The sequence below is a fragment of the Pelosinus fermentans DSM 17108 genome (genome assembly GCF_000271485.2).
In the GTDB taxonomy this organism is placed as follows: Bacteria; Bacillota; Negativicutes; order DSM-13327; family DSM-13327; genus Pelosinus; species Pelosinus fermentans.
In genome coordinates, this window is sequence record NZ_AKVN02000001.1 from 822,350 (window position 1) to 846,133 (window position 23,784).

20 protein-coding genes are annotated in these 23,784 nt (G+C 40.3%); all 20 read left to right on the forward strand.

What is annotated here, in order from left to right; genetic code table 11:
• Positions 1-171 precede the first annotated feature (171 nt).
• The 20 genes from lpxB (at position 172) to FR7_RS03825 (ending at position 23,779) form a co-directional block, all read left to right on the forward strand.
• Entirely contained in the window at positions 172-1,329 is a 1,158-nt protein-coding gene (gene lpxB / locus FR7_RS03730) for a lipid-A-disaccharide synthase (RefSeq protein ID WP_007939013.1), read from the forward strand.
• Positions 1,326-3,050 carry a lipid A export permease/ATP-binding protein MsbA gene (gene msbA, locus FR7_RS03735; protein ID WP_007952080.1) on the forward strand — a complete coding sequence of 575 codons (1,725 nt, stop codon included), beginning with the start codon at positions 1,326-1,328 and terminating at the stop codon, positions 3,048-3,050. The genes lpxB and msbA overlap by 4 nt, the downstream gene beginning before the upstream one ends.
• Before the next feature lie 28 nt (positions 3,051-3,078).
• The gene (locus FR7_RS03740) at positions 3,079-4,374 is read left to right on the forward strand and encodes a 3-deoxy-D-manno-octulosonic acid transferase (protein WP_007952082.1); all 1,296 of its coding nucleotides are present in this window, start codon (positions 3,079-3,081) and stop codon (positions 4,372-4,374) included.
• Positions 4,375-4,391: 17 nt separating this feature from the next.
• The gene (lpxK, locus tag FR7_RS03745) at positions 4,392-5,558 is read left to right on the forward strand and encodes a tetraacyldisaccharide 4'-kinase (RefSeq protein WP_007952083.1); all 1,167 of its coding nucleotides are present in this window, start codon (positions 4,392-4,394) and stop codon (positions 5,556-5,558) included.
• 182 nt (positions 5,559-5,740) lie between these two features.
• Positions 5,741-6,463 carry a 3-deoxy-manno-octulosonate cytidylyltransferase gene (gene kdsB, locus FR7_RS03750; protein ID WP_007952084.1) on the forward strand — a complete coding sequence of 241 codons (723 nt, stop codon included), beginning with the start codon at positions 5,741-5,743 and terminating at the stop codon, positions 6,461-6,463.
• 179 nt (positions 6,464-6,642) lie between these two features.
• On the forward strand, positions 6,643-7,467 hold the full coding sequence (gene kdsA / locus FR7_RS03755; protein WP_007939019.1) for a 3-deoxy-8-phosphooctulonate synthase: 825 nt from the start codon (positions 6,643-6,645) through the stop codon (positions 7,465-7,467).
• A 144-nt stretch (positions 7,468-7,611) separates the two neighbouring features.
• Positions 7,612-8,580, forward strand: coding sequence for a KpsF/GutQ family sugar-phosphate isomerase (locus tag FR7_RS03760; RefSeq protein ID WP_007939021.1), 969 nt, complete (start codon positions 7,612-7,614; stop codon positions 8,578-8,580).
• On the forward strand, positions 8,580-9,125 hold the full coding sequence (locus FR7_RS03765) for a KdsC family phosphatase (RefSeq protein WP_007939022.1): 546 nt from the start codon (positions 8,580-8,582) through the stop codon (positions 9,123-9,125). The genes FR7_RS03760 and FR7_RS03765 overlap by 1 nt, the downstream gene beginning before the upstream one ends.
• A gap of 267 nt (positions 9,126-9,392) precedes the next feature.
• Positions 9,393-10,325, forward strand: a complete 933-nt coding sequence (locus tag FR7_RS03770; RefSeq protein ID WP_007952088.1) for a lysophospholipid acyltransferase family protein — start codon at positions 9,393-9,395, stop codon at positions 10,323-10,325.
• Positions 10,322-10,876: an LPS export ABC transporter periplasmic protein LptC gene (gene lptC, locus FR7_RS03775; RefSeq protein WP_007952089.1), complete on the forward strand. Its 555-nt coding sequence runs from the start codon at positions 10,322-10,324 to the stop codon at positions 10,874-10,876. Before FR7_RS03770 ends, lptC begins: the two co-directional genes overlap by 4 nt.
• Complete coding sequence (locus FR7_RS03780; protein ID WP_007952090.1) at positions 10,873-11,586, forward strand: LptA/OstA family protein; 714 nt, start codon at positions 10,873-10,875, stop codon at positions 11,584-11,586. Before lptC ends, FR7_RS03780 begins: the two co-directional genes overlap by 4 nt.
• A 239-nt stretch (positions 11,587-11,825) precedes the next feature.
• Positions 11,826-12,548 (forward strand): LPS export ABC transporter ATP-binding protein, encoded by a 723-nt coding sequence (gene lptB / locus FR7_RS03785; protein WP_007952091.1) that lies wholly within the window; start codon positions 11,826-11,828, stop codon positions 12,546-12,548.
• 13 nt (positions 12,549-12,561) lie between these two features.
• The gene (locus tag FR7_RS03790; protein ID WP_007952092.1) at positions 12,562-13,650 is read left to right on the forward strand and encodes an LptF/LptG family permease; all 1,089 of its coding nucleotides are present in this window, start codon (positions 12,562-12,564) and stop codon (positions 13,648-13,650) included.
• 169 nt (positions 13,651-13,819) lie between these two features.
• Entirely contained in the window at positions 13,820-15,052 is a 1,233-nt protein-coding gene (locus tag FR7_RS03795; protein WP_007939030.1) for a DUF3084 domain-containing protein, read from the forward strand.
• Between the two features lie 418 nt (positions 15,053-15,470).
• Entirely contained in the window at positions 15,471-16,562 is a 1,092-nt protein-coding gene (locus tag FR7_RS03800; RefSeq protein ID WP_237769492.1) for an S-layer homology domain-containing protein, read from the forward strand.
• Positions 16,563-16,913: 351 nt separating this feature from the next.
• Positions 16,914-18,182: a UFO1_4202 family uranium-binding S-layer protein gene (locus FR7_RS03805; protein WP_007952094.1), complete on the forward strand. Its 1,269-nt coding sequence runs from the start codon at positions 16,914-16,916 to the stop codon at positions 18,180-18,182.
• Between the two features lie 225 nt (positions 18,183-18,407).
• Positions 18,408-18,830 carry a RuvC family protein gene (locus FR7_RS03810; protein ID WP_007952095.1) on the forward strand — a complete coding sequence of 141 codons (423 nt, stop codon included), beginning with the start codon at positions 18,408-18,410 and terminating at the stop codon, positions 18,828-18,830.
• 209 nt (positions 18,831-19,039) lie between these two features.
• Complete coding sequence (locus FR7_RS03815) at positions 19,040-20,326, forward strand: UFO1_4202 family uranium-binding S-layer protein (RefSeq protein WP_007952097.1); 1,287 nt, start codon at positions 19,040-19,042, stop codon at positions 20,324-20,326.
• 439 nt (positions 20,327-20,765) lie between these two features.
• Entirely contained in the window at positions 20,766-22,040 is a 1,275-nt protein-coding gene (locus FR7_RS03820; RefSeq protein ID WP_007952099.1) for an S-layer homology domain-containing protein, read from the forward strand.
• A 461-nt stretch (positions 22,041-22,501) separates the two neighbouring features.
• Positions 22,502-23,779 (forward strand): UFO1_4202 family uranium-binding S-layer protein, encoded by a 1,278-nt coding sequence (locus FR7_RS03825; RefSeq protein WP_007952101.1) that lies wholly within the window; start codon positions 22,502-22,504, stop codon positions 23,777-23,779.
• Positions 23,780-23,784: the final 5 nt, after the last annotated feature.

Sequence of the window (23,784 nt, forward strand, 5' to 3'; positions counted from 1 at the left end):
AAACAATGCAAAAACAATTAACCGCGAAGATGCGAAGATACGAAGGCGCTATCGCGTACACGAAGAATCTTATCCAAATTTTCTTATTGTGCCATCCTTCGTATACCTTCATATCCTTCGTGTCTTCGCGTTAAAACGTTTTTTTGATCTACTATTTGTTGGAGGATTTGTATGTGTAAAATCATGATTTCAGTAGGAGAAGCATCAGGTGATTTGCATGGGGCCAGTGTTGCTCATGCATTAAAAGCCATACAACCTAACATCAAAATGTTTGGCATGGGCGGCAAGGCGATGGCAGAGGCTGGTGTGGATATTGTGTATGACATTGCCGATTTAGGTGTTATCGGCTTTGTGGAAGTCATAAAAAACCTGCCGAGATTATTTAAACTGCGCGATGATCTGGCCGAACTCATGGAACAGGAGAAACCTGATGCCCTAGTCATTATTGATTATGCTGACTTTAATATGCGATTGGCTAAAATTGCCAAAGAAAAAGGTATTCCTGTAATATCTTATATTAGTCCTTCCGTCTGGGCATGGAGGAAAGGCAGAGCAAAAGAAGTCGCCAAAATTGTAGAAAAAGTGGCGGCTATTTTTCCATTTGAAGCGGAGGTTTATAAAGAGGCTGGAGCGAATGTTACTTTTGTAGGACATCCATTGCTCGATATTGTCAAACCAACCATGTCAAAGCCAGAGGCTTATCAATACTTTGAAGCTGATTCCGAAAAGCCAATTGTCCTGCTATTACCAGGCAGCCGCCAACAGGAAATCATCAGTTTATTACCTGTTATGCTTGCAGCTGGGGAGAAAATAGCAGAAAAGGTACCAGAATGTCAATTTTTTCTGCCAGTGGCTTCGACAATTTCCCGGGAAATGCTGCATAGTATGATCAAACCATATAAAATAAACGTTGTTTTAACGCAAAAGAACACGTATGATTTGATGAATATTGGCAATGTAGCGATTGCAGCTTCCGGTACAGTTACCCTAGAGGCAGCTTTATTAAACCTGCCTACCGTAATTATATACAAATTAGCAATGTTTACTTACCTTTTGGGTAAGTTATTAGTGAAAATCCCATACATCAGCCTGCCTAACATTATTGCGGGACGTAAGGTAGTACCAGAATTATTGCAGTCTGCAGTAACAGCAGATAATATTGCGAATGAAACAATACCTATATTATTGGATTCCCATTTGCATGAGAACATGCTGCAGGACTTGGCTGAGGTAAAACGCAAGCTGGGTGAGGTTGGTGCTGTTGAGCGTGTAGCAAAGGAAATTTTAACCGTAGCTAAAGGTCAAGGGTTAAGTGGAGGACAAAGATGACAACCTATATGCGCCTGATACAATATATAAGGCCCTACTTACCGCGAATGGTCGTAGCCGTTCTTTGTATCATCTTAGCGGCAAGTGCCACTTTATATGTCCCTTGGATATTACGAGATGTAATTGATGAGGTGCTGACAACAAAAAATATGTCAATGCTCAATACGATTACAATTGGCATTGTGATTGTATATTTTCTGCGAGGCATTTTTTTCTTCGGACAAACCTATCTCATGTCCTATATTGGACAGAAAATCATTATAGACATTCGCGGAGACGTGTACAAGCATATGCAGCGCCTGTCTTTATCGTATTTTGAAAAGCGTCAGACAGGTAAAGTTATGAGTTATATTACGAATGATGTAGCTGCAGTACAAGGTGCTTTGGTGGAGAGTATGATTGAACTGCTTACCGAGGGGATGACCTTAATTGGATCATTGGGAGCGATGTTTTATCTTCACTGGAAACTATCTTTTTTGACACTGGTGACTTTGCCGTTAGTAGGGCAGGCAATTAAGATTTTTGGCAAAAAATTACGAACATCCAGCAGGACTGTCCAGGAAAGGACGGCCGACATTACCTCTTTTTTACAGGAAAGTATTTCCTCGGTACGAATCATTAAATCCTTTGCCAGAGAAGACTATGAAATAGACCGTTTCCAAAAGGAAAATAGTCATAATTTTAGAGCGCAAATGAAGAACTCTCAAATTATGGCGACTCTAACTCCCGTCATTGAATTTTTGGCTGCCATTGGCGTTACCTTAATTATATGGTACGGAGGAAAAGAAGTTATTGATAATAACTTGACAGCTGGTTCATTGATTGCCTTTTTAATGTATGCAATCAATTTGACTAATCCCCTTAAACGCTTAAGTCGCGTATACGGCAATATTCAAAAGGCGTTATCTGCCGCGGATCGAGTATTTGAAGTCCTTGATACCAAGCCAGAAATCGAAGATATGCCAGGTGCCATTGCATTGCCAACCATAGATGGGTATGTAGCATTAAATAATGTAACTTTTGAATATAAAGCAGGTGAACCTGCCTTACGTCAAGTGAACCTTAAGGTCACTCCAGGTCAGGTAGTGGCAATTGTAGGGCCAAGCGGTGCAGGAAAAACCACCATTGCCAATTTGATACCAAGGTTTTATGATACGACTGATGGCAATATTACCATTGACGGTATTGATATAAAGACAGTGACCTTACAATCCCTGCGAGAACAAATTGGCATTGTTCCCCAAGAGACGATTTTGTTTAATGGCAGTGCATATGATAATATTTTATATGGGAAATTAGATGCTGGTCATGACGAAGTTATGAATGCTGCTAAAGCGGCCAACGCTCATGAGTTTATCATCAATATGCCTGACGGCTATGATACGCAAATTGGCGAGCGGGGCTCAAAGTTATCCGGTGGTCAAAGGCAGCGCATTTCCATTGCCAGAGCGATTTTGAAAAACCCCCGGGTGCTGATCTTGGATGAAGCCACATCAGCATTGGATACAGAAAGTGAAAAATTAGTGCAAGAAGCGGTGGATAAATTAATGATCGGGCGGACATCCTTTGTGATTGCCCATCGTTTGTCTACTATACAGCGTGCCGATTTAATTGTAGTCATGGAAAAGGGAAAAATTGCTGAGCAGGGAACTCATGCAGAACTTTTATCAGCAGATGGCTTATACAGTAAGTTATATCAAGTTCAGTTTGAAAAACGGTAAAGAGGAACGATGAAAAAGAGGTATTAACATGCATTTTCTTTACAATTTATTAGTTACATTGCTTGTTGTACTGGCTGCTCCAGTATTCCTCTTCCGTTTTATTCGTGAAGAAGGATTTGGCCGGCGCTTACGGCAAAGTTTTGGCTTTATACCAGAAGAAGAGCTGGCACCGGTGCTGCAAAAGGATTGCATTTGGCTGCACGCAGCATCAGTAGGTGAGATTGTTGCAGCAAGCCCCATTATAAAAGAGATTAGTCATGAACTTCCTGATAAGCCCATATTAATATCTGTAGTAACTTCCAGCGGGTATGACATGGCTAAAAGAATTATTAAAGATGCAGACAGCATTGTCTTCTTCCCTTTGGATCTGCCCTATCTTAGCCATAGCGTGGTGAAACGGGTTCGGCCCAGTGTGTTCTTATTGGTGGAAACGGAATTGTGGCCTAACTTTTTAAAGGCTGCAAGACATTTTTCTATCCCTGTTATGATGGTGAATGGCAGAATCAGCGATAAAAGTGTGGAACGATATCATTATATGCGCAGCATGCTAAAAAGTATGTTGAATACTGTGGAGAAATTCTGCATGCAATCTACCATTGATGCCCAGTATATTATTCGTTTGGGGGCAGATGTACAGCGTGTTGTTGTTACGGGTAACACAAAATTTGATCAAACGTATACCAATGTTACCCCGGAAGAACAGCAAACCCTGCGTCAGGGAATGGGTATTGAAGAAACAGTTCCTGTTTTGGTGGCGGGAAGTACCCATCCTGGAGAAGAAGAAATGTTACTTACTGCTTTTCAAAAGGTGCGGGAATCCTACCCCAGTGCAAAGCTTTTAATTGCACCACGGGATATTATACGCAGTGAAGAAATTGTTAACTTAGCTGAAACCTATGGTTTTAAAGGAATACTCAGGACTAAATTTTCTCAGCAGTCCCGTGAGCAGCATGATATTATTGTGCTGGATACCATTGGAGAGTTGGGGAAGGTATATAGCATTGGTATCACTATTTACGTAGGAGGCAGCCTTGTGCCGCGAGGGGGTCACAACATTCTGGAACCTGCAGCCCATGGCAAACCGATTTTGGTTGGTCCTCATATGTTTAATTTCAAAGAAACCTATGCATTATTTTCTGGCAGGCAGGCATGTGTGACAGTATATGATGCGGAAACGTTGGGGACAACGTTTTTAGAGCTTTTAAATAATGAAGAATTACGGTTAAAGATGTCTCAAGAAACATTGACGATTATTGAAGAAAATCGTGGAGCTTCGCGCAAAAGTGTGATGTATCTAAAAGAGTTATTGGGACGAATAAATTGAACAAAGGCGGAACAAGTATGCGCCAACGTGAAGAAATACAACTTTATTTATATCGATTAATACATGGTGAAGAACCAGGCATTCTTACAGATTTTCTGCTGGGTGTACTGCATATTTTCTCTGTTATTTATGGCTGGGCTGTGCTTTGTAAGCTAGCCTTATATAAGTATGGAATTTTAAGGCAGCACAAGCTGAATTGCCATGTGATTAGTCTGGGGAATATTACAGTAGGCGGAACTGGTAAAACTCCTACTGCTCAGCGATTGGCTACGATCATTCGGGACATGGGGTATCGAGTAGTCATTTTAAACCGCGGCTATCGGGCTGGGTGGAGAGGGCAGATTGGTTTGGTGTCAGATGGGGAAAAAATCTATATGTCGGCAGCGGAAGCTGGGGATGAAGCCTATTTGTTAGCAAAAAGCCTGCCTAAGGTTTCAGTAGTAATCGGGAGCAATCGCATTATTACAGGGGAATATGCTGTGAATGAGCTAAAGGCAGATGTTATTATCTTAGATGATGGATTTCAGCATTGGCAATTGGCACGTGATTTGGATATTGTATTAATTGATTCTCTCAACATGTTTGGCAATCAATTTATGCTGCCAAGGGGAACTCTGCGAGAACCTTTGTCCAATTTATCCCGGGCACAAATCTTTTTACTGACAAAAATCGATCAGTCAAGCCTTGAGGCGAGGGAAATGATTTATAGTACCTTGGATCAATACAATAAAAAGGCCTTAGTTGTGGAAAGTATTCATAAACCCCGGTGTTTCGTGGAAATTGAAGAATGGTATAAAGGAACAATAGGGCGTAAGAACGTGCCGTTAGAAAGTGTCCGGGGTCATAAAGTACTGGCTTTTTCGGCTATCGGCAACCCTTCTTCCTTTGAACAGACCATTTTGGATCTTGGCGTATCCGATGTATGCGGCGTAAGATATGTTGATCATCATGATTATACGATGGCAGAAATGCAGTATATTATGCAAAAAGCCGTAGATGAAAATGTATATGCCTTGGTTACCACAGAAAAAGACGCAGTAAAGATTCCTGCAGAATTCATTCACTCAGATCGTCCATTGCCTTTATATGTCCTGAGCATTGCTGTATTCTTTACAGAAGGCTATGAAGATCTAATGGGTTTAATTAAGAAAGTAGAAAATAAGCAGGATGCTGCTGAAATATGATGTAATTACAGAATGGAGATACGTTAAAAAGAAACGTTGAACCGCGAAGGTCACGAAGTTATATGAAGAACACGAAGACGAGTATTATAACCACTTCGCGTTCTTCACTTCCCGGTCGGCAGCTTCGCATCTTCGCGTTTTAAACAGCTTTTTTATACTGTTAGATAAGGGAGGTTTATTCTATGAATATAGTATGTGTCATTCCAGCACGGTATTCATCAACTCGGCTTCCTGGTAAGCCCTTAGCGGATATAGCTGGCAAGCCAATGATACAACATGTATATGAAAGGGCTGCTCTGGCAAAGCGCCCCCAGCGTGTGATTGTGGCAACTGACCATCCGTTAGTATTAGAAGCAGTTAAAAAATTTGGCGGTGAGGTTTTGCTGACATCTGCGGATCATCCTACGGGCACCGACCGGCTGGCCGAAGTTGCAGAGCAATGTCCCGATGTGGATTTAATTATTAATGTCCAGGGGGACGAGCCTATGATCGAGCCAGAGGTGATTGATCAATTAGCCAGCGCTTTTGATAACCAGCCTGATCTCAATATGGCTACGTTAATGACTCAAATGGATACGAGTGAGTATCAGGTTCCAGGTGCCGTAAAAGTAATCACGGATTTACAAGGCTATGCCTTATATTTCTCTCGTTCCCTGATTCCTTTTCCTCGTGTGGAAGTCGGTTTGCCAGTCTTTAAGCATATCGGGATATATGCGTATCGGCGGGAATTTCTGCTGAAATATGCAAAATTAGCTCCAACCCCTTTAGAAAAGACGGAATCATTAGAACAATTACGAGCCCTGGAACATGGCTATCGCATAAAAGTAATCGAAACCAATTTCAAATCCATTGGCGTAGATACCCTAGAAGATTTGGAAAAAGTAAATTTGCTGTTAAAGAATTAGAATTGTGGGGTAACCGAAAATTATAACCTGAGAAAAAAACGCTGAACCGCGAAGGCACGAAGAAATGCAAAGGACACGAAGAGGTATTATATATCCCGTTTCTTCGCATCTTCGCGTTTCAATATTTTTTGATTTGTATTTCAAATTTGTTAATTAACATTAAGCAGGAGGTTTTTTCTATGAATACAGTTAATATTGGTTCTATTACAGTGGGGGCAAAAAATCCTATTGCTTTGATTGCCGGGCCTTGCGTGATTGAAGGAGTAGAGCGTACGCTAAAAATTGGTAAGGCGATCAAAGAAATCACGGATAGACTGGGTATTCCATATATCTTTAAAGCATCCTTTGATAAAGCCAATCGCTCCTCTTATTCCTCTTTTCGCGGGCCAGGTCTTACAGAAGGCTTAGCAATACTGAGCCACATCAAAAAAGAGCTGGGTGTTCCTGTCGTAAGTGATATTCATTCCAGTGAGCAAGTAAATCCTGCTGCAGAAGTATTGGATATCTTACAAATTCCAGCTTTCTTATGCCGTCAGACGGATTTACTAAATGATGCTGCAAAGACAGGGAAAGTCATTAATGTGAAAAAAGGGCAATTCTTAGCACCAAACGATATGAAAAATGTAGTTGCCAAAATTCGCGAGGCAGGCAATGAGAATATTCTTCTTACAGAGCGAGGTGCAAGCTTCGGCTATAATAACCTGGTTGCCGATATGCGCTCCTTGCCCATTATGCGTTCCTTTGGTTATCCGATTGTTTTTGATGCGACTCATAGTGTACAATTACCTGGAGGGGCAGGTACGACTTCAAGCGGACAGAGGGAATTTGTACCCTATCTGACTCGGGCAGCTGTAGCAGTAGGGGTTGATGTTTTATTTATGGAAGTTCATGATAATCCCGCCGAGGCGTTATCCGATGGACCTAACATGCTATATATTGAGCAACTAGAAGACTTGCTCAAAGATGTCCAAGCTCTCGACAATGTAGTCAGAAAACATAAGTAATTAAAACTTGATCTAAGTGTGTTAGCTTTATAACAAAAATGAACCACAAAGACACAATGCCGCTATCGCAGCACACAAAGGGAAGTAACCCTTAGTGTCCTTTGTGCCTTTGTGGTTCACTAATTTTATTAGGGAGGCATTACCATGATTATTGAACAAGCAAAAGAAGTATTGGCAATTGAGGCTGCAGCGATTGAGAGTCTGATTCCTCGAATCAATGGTCAATTTACAGCAGCGGTGACAATGATTTTAGAATGTTCAGGAAGAGTGATTGTTACGGGTATGGGAAAATCCGGTCATATTGGCAGAAAGATTGCTGCAACCTTTGCCAGTACAGGAACCCCTGCTTACTTTCTTCATCCTGCAGAAGGAATTCATGGAGATTTAGGGATGGTCACACCAAACGATATTGTACTGGCTTTATCAAATAGTGGTGAAACTGCAGAAGTAGTCAGCATCTTTCCTGCCATTAAGCGAATCGGTGCCAGGATTATTGTCATGTGTGGCTGCGAAGATTCTACAATGGGGAAAAATGCAGATGTTTTCTTAGATACAGCTGTGGAAAGAGAAGCGTGTCCATTAGGGCTAGCGCCAACAGCCAGTGCCATTGCAACATTGGCTATGGGGGATGCCTTGGCTATCGCTTTATTATCGGAACGTAAATTTACTCCAGAAGACTTTGCGGTCTTTCATCCAGGAGGTTCATTAGGCCGTAAATTACTCTTAACAGTGGAAAATGTAATGCATGCAGGAGAAGACAATCCTGTTGTTACTCTGGATAAAACAGTGAAGGAAGCCTTGTTTGTTATTACCGGCAAGGGGCTTGGTGCGACCAATGTTGTAGATCAGCAAGGTCATTTAGTGGGAATTATTACCGATGGGGATATTCGCAGAGGATTGGAACATGGTCACGAATTCTTGGATAAAAAGGTAGATAGTATCATGACTAAAAATCCTCGTACCATTACAGCCAATAAGTTAGCGGCTCAAGCTCTTTCTGTTATGGAAAAAAATCATCCTCGTCCCATTACGGTGCTGCCAGTGGTGGATGAAGATAATAAAACGATTGGTATTATTCACCTTACTGACTTATTACGTCAAGGAGTGGTATAATGGGTATAGAAGCCCGTGCTAAAAATACTAAGCTTCTGGTGCTAGACGTAGATGGTGTACTGACAGATGGACATATTATCTTTGGCAGGGATGGCGAATTGATGAAGAATTTTCATTCTCATGATGGATTAGGCATTGCACTTGCACATCAAGCAGGCATGAAAACGGCTATCATCACGGGACGAGAAAGTCAAATCGTTCATTTGCGCAGCATTGAACTAAAAATTATGGATGTACACCAGGGAGCTAGGGATAAGGTAGAAGCGCTTTCTGTTTTGCTAACTAAATATAGCTTGCGCTCGGAGGAAGTAGCCTATGTAGGAGATGATTTGCTGGATCTGTCCATCATGAGACAAGTTGGCTTAGCCTGCGCAGTAGCCAATGCTGTACCGGAAGTCAAACAGCATGCTCACTTCATAACCACTAAGCAAGGCGGCCAAGGAGCCGTGAGAGAAGTGGTGGAATTCATTCTAAAAACCCAAGGCAAATGGGACGACATCATCAACACCTACTTGCAAGGCGGCAGAATAGAAACCAAACAATAGATGGATACCTAGTTAAAGCCCGGAAACGCGAAGTTGCGAAGAGATATGAAGAACACGAAGTCGTGTTTATGAGATCCCTTTGCGTGCTTCGTTTCCGCGTAAGCGGCTTTGCGTCTTCGCGGTTCAAAATGCGTTATTCTTTACCCTATCTTTTCTCGGTGTTCTCTGCGTCTCTGTGGTTCGATTATATTTTTCTATAAATTCCCCTCTATGAGAGGGGTGCCCGTAGGGCGGGGTGTATTCATCCCCTACGAAAGGAGGTCGCCAATGTCTAACGCTTGGCAGTACTATTTACTAAAAGTATTGAGTTTTTTAATCTGTTTATTACCGTATAAAGGTGTTTTATGGCTAGGGAAGATTCTGGGCAAACTATATTATCGTATTGCTGCACGGCAGAGGCGGCGAGCTTTACTGCAGATACAAGATTCGCTGGGAATTTCCTTAGATGATGCTCAAAAGCATATTGACAGCTTGTTTGTTAAATTGGGGCAAACCTTTGTAGAGATGCTGTATATGCCTGCTCTCACGTTAGAAAATTTGCATCAATATATTACGATAGAAAATCGTCATTTTCTTGCTGAAGCAGTAGAGCAAGGACGAGGTGTGGTTCTGCTTACGGCTCATGTGGGAAATTGGGAATGGCTGGGAGCTTGTTTGGCAATGGATGGTTTTCCACTGGCGGCTGTGATTAAGCGTCAGCCCAATGACCAGCATACCAGGATTTTAAATGAATACCGTGAAATGGCGGGGATTGAAATTTTTGCCCGGGGTACTACCGAATTAGTCAGTGCGGCTAGAGCCCTGAAAAAAGGTAAAATTCTTGGATTCTTAGCAGATCAGGATGCAGGTACTACGGGATTATTCATTGAATTTCTAGGTAAAATGTCTTCTACTCCAATCGGACCGACAGTATTTGCTAAAAAATTTAAGGCTCCCGTTGTACCGGTTTTTATGGTTCGTAAACCCGAAGGCGGTCATCGAGTTATCATTCATGAACCGTTTTATTATGAAGATACAGGTAATGAAGTAGAAGATAACTATAAAATTACAGTTAAGATGACGAAGATTATTGAAAATACCATTCGAGAATATCCTGATGAATGGCTATGGTTTCAAAAACGCTGGAATACAGCTTATTCTGAGACTGATGTGAAGTATGAGCAAAGTATATCCCCGGAAAGGATCGGTAAGCAGGCATGAAAAAGAAAGCAGGAATGATTCTTGCCTGTATCATAATAGCAGCAAGTGGTTTGTATTACTTTTTAAAAGATGAACCTCTTGCTCAAACTCCTCTGGAGCAGCCAAAGGATCAGCAGACCTCGAAACTCGCTTATGTGGGAAATTCGATTGTGGAACAAAAGGATGGAAAACCCCTGTGGGAGCTAAAGGCTGAGCTCATTGAAATTGATGTGGATACAAAAAATGTACAACTAAAAAACCTGGTAGGAACCTTTTATCAGGAAAAAGGCGGTAAAATTGAAATCACAGCCCCAGAGGCATTTTTGGACAGTAAAACCAAGGACATTACCATGTCTGTAAAAGTGCAGGCGACAGCAAGTGACGGTACAACGTTTACAGCCAATGAGGCTCGTTGGTCGAGTACAGAACAAAAAGTATATGGTTCTGGTAATGTCATTCTTACGAAAGATGATACGGTGCTTACAGGGGATAAAATAGAGAGTGATTCCAATATGGAGAAAATAAAAGTGTTTGGCAATGCTAAGGTAGTAAAAGGAGGAGTGTCCAGATGAAGTCTAAAATAGTGCATATAACTCTTGGTTTTGTACTCTCCCTTAGCATAATTTCCTACAGTTATGCGGCTTCTAACAAACCCGTAGAGTTGGCTGCTGATACCATCGAATATGATTCAGTAAAAGGTGTTATGACAGCCCAAGGCAATGTCCGCATGGTGCAGGAAAATGCTGTCATGACGGGTACTAATGCAGAATATAACAGCAAAACCAAAGAAGCTCATGTATATGGCGGCGTCCAGGTTGTGCAAGAAGATGCCACTTTGTTAGCCGAAGAAGTGAGATCCTATGATAATAATCACATCATTGCCAGCGGTAGCCCAATATTAACGAAAGGGAGCAGTCAATTGGAGGGGCCTCAAATTGATTATTACTCAGATAAGCAGTATGCTATTGTTAATGGCTGGGCACGTTTGCAAACAGAAGACAGCATCCTGACAGCCAACCAAATCGAATCCTTCTTTAGTGAAGATCGTGCCGTGGCTCAGGGAAACGTACACATTGTCAGTGACGTACGTAAGTTAGATGCTGTATCGGATCATGCCGTATATTATGGCAGTAAAGAGCAGCAGGGCAAAACGGTCTTAACAGGTAATGCCAGAGCAGTACAAGAGGGTAATGTACTGACTGGAAACACCTTAACCCTATACATGGACAATAAAGTCATAGACGTCCAAGGCCGCAGCAAGCTAGTCATAACTCCTCAGTAAAGTGTATAAGTCTATAGACTTATGAAAAAGCGATCTAAACGCGAAGGGCGCGAAGAAATGCAAAGAACACGAAGGATTATTATGGATAATGACTATTTCATATTCTGTCCGGTCTTCGAATCTTCGCGCCTTCGCGGTTCAAAATGTTTTATCTTTATTCTATCTTTTCTCTGCGTCTCTGCGGTTCAAACCAATATATCTCTCAAGAAGTATCTTAGCTTTATGCAAGGAGTTTTCATATGTATATTGAAACATTTAACTTAGTAAAAACCTATAAAGATCGCAATGTGGTAGATGGTGTCAGTCTTAGAGTCAATCAGGGCGAGGTTGTTGGTTTATTAGGACCAAATGGTGCTGGTAAAACCACTACATTTTATATGATTGTTGGTTTAGAGCGCCCCAATGATGGTATGATTGTCATTAATGATCAAGATGTAACTGATATGCCCATGTACCGTCGTTCGAACTTTGGTGTAGGATATCTCCCTCAAGAAGCATCTGTATTTCGTAAACTTACAGTAGAAGATAATATTATGGCAATACTAGAAACGACTAAACTTACTGCTTCTGAGCGTAAGGAAAAAGCAGTAAGTTTGCTAGATGAATTTAATATTAATCATGTTGCAAAACGAAAGGGCTCCCAGCTATCTGGAGGAGAGCGTCGCCGTGTGGAGATTGCTCGCTGCTTGACTACGGATCCAGCCTTCATCTTACTAGATGAACCTTTTGCTGGGGTTGACCCCATCGCTGTAGCCGATATCCAGCAGATTATCGGATATTTAAAACAACGGGGAATTGGTGTGCTTATTACGGATCACAATGTGCGGGAAACATTAAGCATTGTCGATCGTGCATATATTTTAAACGAGGGACAGATTTTGATTCACGGTGATGCCATAACCATTGCAAACAGTGAAATTGCTAGGAAATTCTACCTTGGAGAGAATTTCAGCTTAAAATAGTAGGGAGAATTGTATGCGTATACTTGATAAATATATAATCAAAGAACTACTAGGTCCTTTTATATTTGGTATTGCTTCTTTTTCTAGTGTTTTTATTGGCACAAGTACTTTGATGAAAATTGCCCAATATGTAACTCAATACGGAGCATCCTTGAATTCGGTAGTCAAATTATTCATTTATAGCCTGCCAGCGATTGTTGTTTTAACTTTTCCCATGTCGATGCTGCTGGCAGCATTGCTAGCTTTTGGCCGATTATCTGGTTCTAGTGAAATCACCGCGATGCGTTCCGGGGGTATTAGCTTTTATCGTTTATCCGCTCCTGTGTTTGTTATCGCCTTTTTTGTCAGTATCTTTGCTGTCTTTTTCTCTGAAATGGTAGTTCCTCAATCCAATTCAGCTTATAATTATGTAGTGCGCTATGAAATTCAAAAAAATACGGCACCCAAGTCCCAGGAACATATTATTATTAAAGATGTCAAAGGCGATATATTAGAAAGACTAACTTACGCTCGTAAATTTGAAGAAGAGACCAATACCATGTATGCGGTATCGATGCAGGAGTTTGATAATGGCACTTTAGTACGGGTAGAAAATGCAGAAAAAGCCGTGTGGCAGGATAATCGCTGGATCATGATCAATGGGGTCATACATGATTTGACGGCGGAGGGAAACCTTGAGCGTACCATGCACTTTGAACAGCAGATTATGCCAATGGCAAAAGCGCCAACTGCCATTTCTCGGGAACAGAAAAAACCAGATGAAATGACAATTAAAGAATTAAAGCAGCATATTAAAATATTAGAAAGAGAATATGTCAACGCAAAAAAATACGAGATGGAATTGCAGCAGCGATTGGCGATTCCCGTAGCCAGTTTTGTTTTTGCATTGATTGGCACACCATTGGGGTTGCAGCCTAACCGCTCAAGTTCCTCCATAGGTCTTGGAATTAGTATTATTATCATCTTTGTATATTATGCGATTATGACAGTTTTCACAGCATTAGGACAAGGCGGTGCCCTTCCTGTGGTTCTCGCTGCCTGGATACCCAACATCGTCGGCATCATCGCCGGTGCTCTCCTGGTACGCAAAGCCTCACGATAGGAGGGTTGAACGAACCGCAGAGACGCAGAGAACACAGACCCAATTCCTCCGCGCCTTCTGTACCTCTGTGGTTCAAAACCCCTTCGTGCTCTTCACCCTTCTTGGCACTTCGCATCTTCGCGTTTCAGAACAGTTTTTCTCAGTAGAATAGAAAGGAGGTACACACATCATGTATGGTTTTACACTCATTGCCGTTTTAGCCATTACAGGCGGAGCGATTGCCTATATTGGTGATAAATTGGGTACAAAAGTTGGCAAGAAGAAATTGAGTATTTTTGGTCTGCGCCCCAAGCATACCTCTATTGTCGTTACAATTATTACCGGCATTCTGATTACTGGCTCCACTATTGGTGTATTATCATTAGTATCCAAGGATGTGCGTACCGCTCTTTTTGGTATGGAAGCTTTAGCCCAAAAGCTGTCTACTTTATCCCAGGAAGTAGCCAGTAAAAATATTGAATTGGATACCAGTCGTGTTGCCCTTGAATCTAAGAATGCAGAATATGCCGCTCTGACTCTGAAAGTAAAAGATACGGCAGAGCGTTTGCGGGCTATTAGCAGTGAGCTGGCAGAGGTAATTGCCCAGCGTGACCGTACTGCATTGGAATTAGAGCAAGCAAAAGGAGATTTAGACACTTCTAAGCAAGCCTTAACGACCTTGCAGGAGACCAAAAATCAGCTGGATCTGCGTGTACAATCACTGAACCAGTCCAAGGTTACCTTGGAAAAGGACGTGGATCGCTTAAATCAATTAACAACCAAGCTAGGGGAAGGCATTCAGGTTGTGCGGGAAGGTTCTATTATCTATCGGGCAGGTGAAATTCTATCTACCTTTACCCTTCCTGGTGGTGAAAGTAAAGCGGATACCGAATTAGCGTTAAAAGAAGCCATTTTCACAACCAACCAAGGTATTATTGAGAAATTGGGGATTGAAAATAAAAACCTGGGAGTCTTATGGATTGCCCAGGAAGAGTTTGATAAAGTTGTAGCTGCCTTAGAGAAACACCCAGAAGATGTGATTGTCCGTATCTCAGCAGGGGGCAATACGGTATATGGTGAACCTGTTATTGGTCAATTTGGGCTTTTCCCAAATCGACTGATTTATGCCCAGGAGGAGACCATTTACATGTCTATTATCGAAAGCGGCTCTAAAGAGGAGCATCCAGAGCAAAGTGTTATGGCTTTTTTACAAAAAGTGAATGCCTCAGCAGTCGAAAAAGGGATATTGCCAGATCCCATTCAAGGGACAGTGGGTGCCATCAATGGTGCAGATTTTTATGATGCGGTCAACAAAGTAAAACGGTATAGCGGTAAAGTAATGATTACGGCAACAGCTAAAAATGATATATATACAGCTGGTCCTTTAAAGATTGAACTGCATGTTCAAGAAGTCTCTAAGTAAGGCCGGAGCGATTTTACAGAAAGTACCAGCGGAGAATCCTGCTTTAAAAGCAGGATTCTTTTTTCTTTTGGCGAAATAGATAGTTATAAAGTTTATGTAAACAAAATATATTTTTTTATCATTCAATGACTAAATAGTCATGCGTTGTAGATAAAGGAAATTACCAATATTTACACATGGGTATTAAGCAGGAATAAAAAAAGATATATAGAATTATGTAAACTAGAACCTGTAAAAAGCGACAGGGGCATGAAAGGGATAGATGATGCAAGGATGACTGTTCTTATGAGGAAACGTGGAAACTCATGAAGCACTCCTTGATTCAATAGCTCTTAGCATGTTGGTGATAGCACCCGCGAAAAAAACAACATTTTAAGGGGGATCTTTCCAAATGAACAAGAAACTTTTAAAAGTAGCAGTGACTACTGCACTGGCTGCCAGCATGGCAGTACCAGCATTCGCTAACCCATTTTCCGATGTACCTGCAAAACACTGGTCATACGATGCAGTAAACAAATTAGCTCAAGCTGGTGTGGTTGAAGGCTACGGCGATGGTACTTTCAGAGGAGACAAAACCGTTACTCGTTATGAAATGGCACAAATCGTAGCAAATGCTATGACTAAATCCCTGAATGCAGACCAAAAAGCAACTGTAGATGAATTATCCAAAGAATTTGCTACTGAATTGAACACATTGGGTGTAAAAGTAGAAGGTATGCAAGATCAACTTGACAAAATGGTGAAAATTTCCGGTGATGCTCGTGTACGTTATACAAATGTAGAAGATGAAAACGACAAAACAGATCTTCGTACTCGTGTTTCCTTTGATGGCAACATCAATGAAGACGTTAGGTACAATGCTCGCTTAAGCGGAACCTTCCAACCTAACGAAAACAACCAAACAGTTGGAATTAAATTAGACACTGCTAACGTAGCTTTCAATGCTCTTGGTGCTGATGCTACTGTGGGTCGTCAAGATGTTCTTTTAGGTTCAGGTATTATGTTTGATGACAAAATGACTGGTCTTGGATTGCAAGCTGGCGGTTTGAAATTGTATGCAGGTAATAACACTGGCATGGATGATTTGGATTCAGAACGCATGTATGCTGCTGAATACGGTGCTAATATTTTTGGTGCAACAGTAACTGCTGATTACCTGAAAAATGGCGATGAAAAAGCATACGGAATTAATGGTTCTGCTCCTATCACTAGTAGCTTAACTGCTCTTGCTGACTATGTTAAAAACGATTCCAATGATGCTGACGCTACTGCTTTTGGTGTGAAGCTTAACAAACTTGGATTGACTGTTCTTCACAGAGATGCAGATGCAGGTGTTTACAACGCTTACTCTAGTGCAGATGTAATTGCTCTTCCTACCGATCAAGCAATTAAAGGTATGGAATATCAATTTGACAAATCACTTACTAAGAATGCTGACTTAAAAGTTAAATACCAAGATTTCGATAACATGAATGCACGTACTTCTGCAGCTGTTAACGTAAAATTCTAAAACGACTCTTTACAAAAGCACCCTTCGGGGTGCTTTTGTTTTGACCTGTAATCTTAGCATCTTCGTGGTAAAATGCTCTGTTTTTAAAAGTCTCACCAATATTTTCTCAAGAAAAGTAAAAAAAAAGCTAAAAGCAGCAGGATATTTTAAATATTTGTAGAATGATTATCAATATCAAATTACATAATGTATTTGATAACAGTTTGTTTGCTGCAATCCTTGTATTGTAGTAAATGAAAACAGAGTGAGGATTTTTCTAAAAAGTGAGAGTTGAGGAAACTTGGACACTCAAGACTAGCTTTTTAGATTTCACTCAAGGTAAAAAAAATTAACCTTAAGGAGAAATCGAACATGAACAAGAAAATGGTAGCATCCCTTGCAGCTGCAATGGTACTTGGTATAGCCGGTACATCATTCGCTGCATCCAATCCTTTCGTAGATGTCCCTGCAAAGCACTGGTCTTATGATGCAGTAACAAAACTGGCTAATGCTGGTATTGTTGATGGTTATGGCGACGGCACTTTCAGAGGAGACAAAACCATCAGCCGTTATGAAATGGCGCAAATTGTTGCAAAAGGACTGGCTCATTCTGACAAAGCAAACGCTGAACAAAAAGCTTCTCTTGACAAATTATCCGTAGAATTTGCGGATGAATTGGAAGGACTTAATGTTCGCGTAACGAAATTGGAGAAAAATTCTTCCACTATAAAAGTTTCTGGCGAAGCTCGTCTGCAATATGAGGATTTTTCCGATACCGCTAATGGCTTAGAACTTCGTACTCGTATCCATCTTGATGGCACGATTAATGATCAATGGTCCTATTATGGACGCTTACAATCAGAAAACAATCTTCGTGGTGAAAGCGGCGATGATAAAGTGACCATGGATAATGCGTATGTCAAAGGTCAATTATTCGGTACGACTGCTACGATAGGGCGCTTTGATTACATACCAAATAATGGATTGATGATTGATAGTACGTTAAATGGTGTAAATATTGAAGTGGGTAATGTACTAAAAGCAAATGTATTCTATGGCAAGGACAATAATAAAGATACCTGGGGCGCAGATGAAGATACTGCTACCAAACATTTAGAAGTAACAGGTTTAAATCTGAATTATGATGCATCAAAAGCTACTGCACTAACAGGTGGTTACTATCAATTTAAGAACAAAGACAATGATGTGCTGAATAATGGAAACTACTTCAACTCAACCGATGATACCCGCAAAGTCTGGGAAGCTGGCTTTAATACAAAATTCAGCAAAAACTGGGCATTAAATACATCCTATGGTCAATCGGATGCAGATACAGAAGATAAAGCATACTATGCTGAATTTGCATATAAAGGTGCTGATCAAGCTGAGGTTGGTTCTTTTGGCGCATGGGTGAACTACCGTCACCTAGAAGCCAATGCGGCTCCTAGCACCACCTTTGATGGCCCATATGCATTCGATTCCCAAGCGAATGGCGGCAAAGGGTACGAGATTGGTGCAAGCTATACACCGGTTCAGAACGCCGTTCTTACCGTTAAATATGCTAATTTGAAACCAACCACAGATGGTAGTGGCTCCGAAAAGTCAAAATACTATCTAGCACAAGCAGAATTTTTCTTCTAAAATATTATCCCCAAACCGTTGGCTCTATGCCAGCGGTTTTTTTCGACTCCTTCGTGTCCTTCATAGTCTTTGCGTCTTCGCGTTTCAAAATGTTTTTAAAGCAACTTATATAAATCAAAAATTGTCAAAATCCTCAAAGGAATCCAACCTATCCAAATAGAAGAGTAACCCTATTATATATAAATTTCCCTCTTAGAGAGGGATGCCTGAAAGGCGGGGTGTGTCGTGACCACGAACCAAACCATTATCAGCATCGACCCGGGGCGGGAAAAATGCGGCCTTGCTGCAGTTCATCCAGAAAAGGGCGTATTACAAAAAAAGATTATATCAACTCAAGATTTACCCTCTATCATTAAAGAGTGGATTAGTAAATACAAGACGAATACAGTGATAATGGGGAATGGCACCTCCAGTAAAGAAGCTAAGAATCTATTAGAAAAGATCCTGATAGATGGACAATCTCTTGTAGTGAATTTGGTAGATGAATACCGGACTACCGACGATGGCCGCCGTCGTTACTGGCAGGAAAACCCCCCCCAGGGCTTTCGGCGATTGATTCCAGTGACCATGCAAACACCGCCTAAACCTGTTGATGATTATGTTGCTGTAATACTGGCAGAACGCTATATGGTAATTGTTAATAAATGATTAACCAGAAATTAACAATTCGTTAACGAGAATACGAAGGAAAATAATATATATTGTGGAGAATATACTAACAAGCAAGGTAAGATCTAACAGTATTAAGATACTAAAAGAGGAGATTGAGGAAACATGGAAACTCAATTAGAAACCCTTCTTAGGCTTATGATGTGAGATTACCGAGCAAATAAAAAAACCTAAGGAGAGATTTCAACATGAAAAAGAAACTCGTAGCTTCCTTTGCAGCTGCAATGGTACTTGGCGTAGCTGGTACTTCATTCGCTGCATCCAACCCTTTCGTAGACGTTCCTGCAAAACATTGGTCCTATGATGCAGTAACAAAACTAGCTAATGCTGGTATTGTTGATGGTTATGGCGATGGCACTTTTAGAGGCGACAAAACCATCAGTCGTTATGAAATGGCTCAAATCGTAGCAAAAGCAATGGCTCATTCCGACCAAGCAACTGCTGAACAAAAAGCTGCTATCGACAAATTGTCCGTAGAATTCGCTGAAGAATTAGAAGGCTTAAATGTTCGTGTAACCAAATTGGAAAAAAATTCTTCTACTGTAAAAGTAACCGGTGAAGCTCGCTTGAGATATGAAAACTATGATAATGATAATGCTGCTGTCAAGAATACAAGTGATTGGGTTTTACGTACTCGTATACACCTTAATGGTCAGATTAATGACCAATGGTCATACTATGGTCGTTTGCAAGCAGAAGAGAATATTAGCGGTCATAAAGATAATGATGATACAGTAATCATGCACAATGCATATGTAAAAGGTGCTTTATTCGGAACTACAGCAACCATCGGTCGTTTTGACTATATTCCTAACTTTGGATTGGTCATGGATGGCAGATTGAATGGTGTGAAAATTGGATTCGGCAATGCCTTGAAAACCGAGCTATACTATGGTAAGCAACAAGAAACAGGTGGCGATATGTGGGGGAACTGGGGCAAAAACACTGCCACACATCTAGAAGTAATTGCAGGTACATTAAAATATAACACTTCTAAGACAACTACTTTGAATGGTGGTTACTACCAATATAAAGATAATGATAACGATAACTATTTTGGTGGAGAAGACACTCTTAAAGTTTGGGAAGCTGGTTTCAGAGCCCAATTGGCTAAGGATTGGGCTTTGAAAGGTTCATATGCGGATTCTGACGCTGATCAAGATGACCAAGCATATTTTGCACAACTTGATTACAAAGGCGCTAACAAATCCAAAGTGGGTTCCTATGGAATCTGGGTTGGCTATCGCAATTTAGAAGCCAATGCAGCTCCAAAGCCTACAATGGATGGAAAATGGGCTGAAAAAAATGGCAGAAATGGTGGTAAGGGTTATGAAGTAGGATTTAACTATACTCCAGCATTAAACACTGTTCTTCGTGTTAAATATGTTGATATGAAAAAAGCTACTGATTCTGCTGCTGTTATTGGTGACAGAGACTCAAAATTCCTTCAAGCACAAGCTGAATTCTTTTTTTAAAAAGCACAATAAAAAAATCGCTGATATAAAGTCAGCGATTTTTTTATTGCGGTTTAACCAGCATGGGTGATAACTTGATGGTGCAAGTCCATTACACATTTGGTAGAAGTTGTTGTTAGTCAATGGCAAGAGTGTTCATCGTGTTCTGCCTTGAAAGCTCATGTGTTACAAATGACCTGGCAAAACAAAGTAAAAATGTTATTTGGAAATTGTTAACAAATGATTAATAGAAAGTTAACATTTTTTTAAAAAATACATAATCCAAGAAGGAAAATAATATAATATGGAGAATATACTAGAAAGCAAGGTAAGATCTAACAGTATTAAGATACTAATAAGGAGAGATTGAGGAAACATGGACACTCAATTAGGAACCCTTCTTAGGCTTATGATGTAAGATTACCGAGCAAAAATAAAAAACCTAAGGAGAGATTTCAACATGAAAAAGAAACTCGTAGCTTCCTTGGCAGCTGCAATGGTACTTGGCGTAGCTGGTACTTCATTCGCTGCATCCAACCCTTTCGTAGATGTTCCTGCAAAACATTGGTCCTATGATGCGGTAACAAAATTAGCTAACGCTGGTATTGTTGACGGTTATGGCGATGGCACTTTCAGAGGCGACAAAACCATCAGCCGTTATGAAATGGCTCAAATCGTTGCAAAAGCAATGGCTCATTCTGACCAAGCAACTGCAGAACAAAAAGCTGCTATCGACAAATTGTCCGTAGAATTCGCTGAGGAATTAGAAGGCTTGAATGTTCGTGTAACAAAATTGGAAAAAAATGCTTCTACTGTAAAAGTAACTGGTGAAGCTCGTTTGAGATATGAAGATTACTCTACTGATGACAAGAATAATGGTAACACTCTCAAATTGCGTACTCGTATTGGCTTGGGTGGTCAGATCAATGATGAATGGTCATACTATGGTCGTTTAGAATCTACCACTAATTTGCATGGTGATGGCGCTGATAGTGCTACTGATAAAAGTAACGATACTGTAACAATGCAAAATGCATATGTTAAAGGTGCCTTATTTGGAACTACAGCAACTATTGGTCGTTTTGACTATGTACCAAATTTCGGTGTTGTAATGGATGGTCAGGTAAATGGTGTAAAAATCGGCTTTGGTAATGTAGTAAAAACTGAACTTCTTTACGGTAAACAAAACAATAAAAATTTATGGGGAATAGATCCTCAACCTAACTTAGAAGTAACTGCAGCTACTCTAAGCTATGCAGCTTCCAAAGCAACTACTTTAAATGGTGGTTATTATCAATATAAAAATACATCAAATGATACTTTCTTTGATGGTGATGATAAACGCGATGTATGGGAAGTTGGTTTCAAAACTCAGGTTGCTCCTAACTGGGCGTTAAAAGCTACATATCTTGAATCTGATGCTGATCAAGATGATAGAGGATATTGGACAGAGCTAGGTTACAAAGGTGCAAATAAAGCCAAAGTTGGTTCTTATGGTGCATGGGTAGGCTATCGTGATATCGAAAGCGATTCAGCTCCACTACCAACTTTGAATGGTACTTATGCTGAAAACAAAGGAAGTAATGGTGGTAAAGGTTATGAAGTAGGATTTAACTATACACCAGCATTAAACACTGTTCTTCGTGTTAAATATGTTGATTTGAAGAAATCTTATGACGGTGCTGATGATGCAAAAACCAAATTCGTTCAAGCACAAGCTGAATTCTTCTTCTAGAAAATGCAAAGGATCGCTGACTTTAGTCAGCGATCCTTTTTTCAGTACGAGTAAATATTTCTTGATTGGGAAGAGTACTTCCCTTTTAATGCAATGCAAAAAGAAATAAAGCCAATTCCAATAAATCTCAAAAAAAACTTGACTTATTAGTCAAAAATGTGTAATATTGGGAATGTAAACAATTAGTTAAATTTTTCTTTAATAGTTAATAAAATCATAACATAATTTACATAGATATAGTAGTTTATGTGAGTAATAGTATTTTGATGGTCTTTCACTGCTTAGAAGCAATTAAGAGTAAAAGAACTCCTTTTGCGAATAAATGGTTCTAGCAGTAGTGAATAGATATGAACAATAAGCCTGGCAAGGATAACCTTGAGGGAACATGGATACTCAGAGATGTCCTTTCTTAGGTGGAGTTCATAGTAAGACAAAAATAAAACCTAAGGAGAGATTCTAACATGAAAAAGAAACTAGTAGCTTCCTTGGCAGCTGCAATGGTACTTAGCGTAGCTGGTACATCATTCGCTGCAACTAATCCTTTCACAGATGTTCCTGCAAAACATTGGTCCTATGATGCAGTAACAAAACTAGCTAATGCTGGTATTGTTGATGGTTATGGCGACGGAACTTTCAGAGGCGACAAAACCATCAGCCGTTATGAAATGGCTCAAATCGTAGCAAAAGCAATGGCCCATTCCGATCAAGCAACTGCTGAACAAAAAGCTTCTATCGACAAATTGTCCGTAGAATTCGCTGAAGAATTAGAAGGACTAAATGTTCGTGTAACCAAATTGGAGAAGAATTCTTCCACAATTAAAGTTACTGGTGAAGCTCGTTTGAGATATGAAAATAATGATGCTGATGTTCTTTCTGATAATAGCCTAGTGCTTCGTAGCCGTATTCATTTAGATGGTAATATCAATGATCAATGGTCATACTATGGTCGTTTACAATCTGAAAATAATTTACGTGGCGGCGATGATGGCAAAGTAACTATGGATAATGCTTATGTTAAAGGCAATTTATTTGGTACAACTGCAACTATCGGTCGTTTTGACTACATACCAAATGGTGGAATGATGTTTGATAGTACACTAAATGGTGTTAATCTTGAGTTTGGTAATGTTCTTAAAGCGAATGTGTTCTATGGTAAAGACAATCATCAAGATATTTTAGCTAATGGTAACTCTAATTGGACAAATGCGGAGCATCCTGAAGTAACTGGTTTAACTTTAGATTATGCAGCCTCTAAAGCCACTAGCATAAATGGTGGTTACTACAAAGTTAAAGATATTTATAACACAGATACTACAGATTTCTGGGAAGCTGGTTTTGCAACTCAATTAAATTCTAACTGGAATTTAACGGGATCTTATGGTGAATCTGATATTGATGTGGAAAACACTGCATACTATGCTCAATTGGGCTATAAAGGTGCAGATAAAGCAAAAGTAGGTTCTTATGGTGCGTGGGTTAATTACCGCAACATAGAAGGGTTTGCAGCTCCTAGAACTACATTTGATGGAGCATATACAGTAGGTGGTCAAAGTTATTACGACGGCGTTGATTCAATTTATCCACTTGGTGGTAAAGGTTATGAAGTCGGATTTAACTATACTCCAATGTTAAATACTGTACTTGGTTTCAAATATGCAGATATTAAAACAACTGCAAATAATGCTTCGAATAGCCTCAAAACTAAATTCTATCAAGCACAAGTTGAGTTCTTCTTCTAAGAATT

What these genes read in the sequence shown, in the direction of transcription:
- FR7_RS03760 (WP_007939021.1), top strand. Translation starts at nt 7,612, where the DNA reads ATGATTATTGAACAAGCAAAAGAAGTATTGGCAATTGAGGCTGCAGCG.
- FR7_RS03780 (WP_007952090.1), top strand. Translation starts at nt 10,873, where the DNA reads ATGAAGTCTAAAATAGTGCATATAACTCTTGGTTTTGTACTCTCCCTT.
- lptC (WP_007952089.1), top strand. Translation starts at nt 10,322, where the DNA reads ATGAAAAAGAAAGCAGGAATGATTCTTGCCTGTATCATAATAGCAGCA.
- FR7_RS03770 (WP_007952088.1), top strand. Translation starts at nt 9,393, where the DNA reads ATGTCTAACGCTTGGCAGTACTATTTACTAAAAGTATTGAGTTTTTTA.
- lpxK (WP_007952083.1), top strand. Translation starts at nt 4,392, where the DNA reads ATGCGCCAACGTGAAGAAATACAACTTTATTTATATCGATTAATACAT.
- FR7_RS03790 (WP_007952092.1), top strand. Translation starts at nt 12,562, where the DNA reads ATGCGTATACTTGATAAATATATAATCAAAGAACTACTAGGTCCTTTT.
- kdsB (WP_007952084.1), top strand. Translation starts at nt 5,741, where the DNA reads ATGAATATAGTATGTGTCATTCCAGCACGGTATTCATCAACTCGGCTT.
- FR7_RS03765 (WP_007939022.1), top strand. Translation starts at nt 8,580, where the DNA reads ATGGGTATAGAAGCCCGTGCTAAAAATACTAAGCTTCTGGTGCTAGAC.
- FR7_RS03740 (WP_007952082.1), top strand. Translation starts at nt 3,079, where the DNA reads ATGCATTTTCTTTACAATTTATTAGTTACATTGCTTGTTGTACTGGCT.
- lpxB (WP_007939013.1), top strand. Translation starts at nt 172, where the DNA reads ATGTGTAAAATCATGATTTCAGTAGGAGAAGCATCAGGTGATTTGCAT.
- FR7_RS03805 (WP_007952094.1), top strand. Translation starts at nt 16,914, where the DNA reads ATGAACAAGAAAATGGTAGCATCCCTTGCAGCTGCAATGGTACTTGGT.
- FR7_RS03795 (WP_007939030.1), top strand. Translation starts at nt 13,820, where the DNA reads ATGTATGGTTTTACACTCATTGCCGTTTTAGCCATTACAGGCGGAGCG.
- kdsA (WP_007939019.1), top strand. Translation starts at nt 6,643, where the DNA reads ATGAATACAGTTAATATTGGTTCTATTACAGTGGGGGCAAAAAATCCT.
- lptB (WP_007952091.1), top strand. Translation starts at nt 11,826, where the DNA reads ATGTATATTGAAACATTTAACTTAGTAAAAACCTATAAAGATCGCAAT.
- FR7_RS03825 (WP_007952101.1), top strand. Translation starts at nt 22,502, where the DNA reads ATGAAAAAGAAACTAGTAGCTTCCTTGGCAGCTGCAATGGTACTTAGC.
- FR7_RS03815 (WP_007952097.1), top strand. Translation starts at nt 19,040, where the DNA reads ATGAAAAAGAAACTCGTAGCTTCCTTTGCAGCTGCAATGGTACTTGGC.
- FR7_RS03820 (WP_007952099.1), top strand. Translation starts at nt 20,766, where the DNA reads ATGAAAAAGAAACTCGTAGCTTCCTTGGCAGCTGCAATGGTACTTGGC.
- msbA (WP_007952080.1), top strand. Translation starts at nt 1,326, where the DNA reads ATGACAACCTATATGCGCCTGATACAATATATAAGGCCCTACTTACCG.